2 protein-coding genes and 1 pseudogene are annotated in these 1012 nt (G+C 39.5%); all 3 read left to right on the forward strand.

The window, feature by feature from the left end:
* Window positions 1-210: pilus assembly protein PilM (gene pilM, locus VXQ92_RS21465; protein ID WP_416683115.1), on the forward strand; the 210-nt coding region annotated here is incomplete at its 5' end.
* Window positions 210-851, forward strand: coding sequence for a PilN domain-containing protein (locus VXQ92_RS21470; RefSeq protein ID WP_000201227.1), 642 nt, complete (start codon window positions 210-212; stop codon window positions 849-851). The genes pilM and VXQ92_RS21470, both read left to right, overlap by 1 nt.
* Window positions 848-1012: pseudogene (locus tag VXQ92_RS21475) on the forward strand (hypothetical protein); the annotation flags it as partial. The gene VXQ92_RS21470 and the pseudogene VXQ92_RS21475, both read left to right, overlap by 4 nt.

The following is a 1012-nucleotide window of genomic DNA, read 5'->3' on the forward strand; positions in this document are numbered from 1 at the left end:
AACGAAATAGACCATATTTTGCTCGCTGGTGGAAATGCGAATATTCCAGGCCTTGCCAAGCTTTTGCAGCAAAAATTAGGTTACCGTGTCACGATTGCCAACCCGTTTTTACAAATGGGCTTTTCTCCTCAAGTCGACGTTCAAAAAATTGAAAATGATGCTTCATCTTTAATGGTGGCATGTGGCTTGGCTTTAAGGAGTTTTGATTAATGGCAACAATTAATTTACTGCCTTGGCGCGAAGAGCTGAGGGAGCAACGAAAAAAACAATTTATAACGTTATGTTTTGGGGTGGTTGTTTTGGGGATTACAACCGTATTTGGGGGATGGTTTTATTTTGACCATAAATTAGATGATCAAGAGCAAGCGAATCAGCTCATTATGAGCACAAATCAGAACCTTGATCAGCAATTAAAAACATTAAACGGCTTACAGGAACAGCGTGATGCCATTATTGAACGCATGAAGTTGATTCAAGGTTTGCAGAGTCAACGTCCAGTAGTGGTAAGACTTGTTGATGAGTTAGTTCGAGTCACACCATCAGCTATGTATTTAACGAAATTTAGCCGAACCGGAGATAAGTTTACGATTGAAGGTAAAGCTGAGAGTCCAAATACAGTAGCCGAACTACTCCGTAATCTTGAAGCATCTCCTTGGTATCGTAATGCTTTTATGAACTCTTTCTTGGCTAATGAAGAGAAAAAAGATAAGGCTGCAAGTTCTCTTCTTCCTAGGGTGGAAGACCACTATGGTAGTTTTGTTGTGACTGTCGATTTGGGGGAAATGGGCGTGACCACAACGGATGATTCTGCTAAGCCATCTACAGGTGAAAGTGTGGGGGCCGCTAAATGAGTCAAGACGAACTTCAAGAATTGTCATTAGAACAATTATCTGCAAAGAAAAAGAAATTTAATCTCGATAAATTCCTTCAGCAATTTAATACGCTGGATATGAACAACTACGGTAGTTGGCCAATATCTGTAAAAATTACGTGTTGGATTTTTATTTTCTTT

This window comes from Acinetobacter sp. 228 (assembly GCF_048147885.1).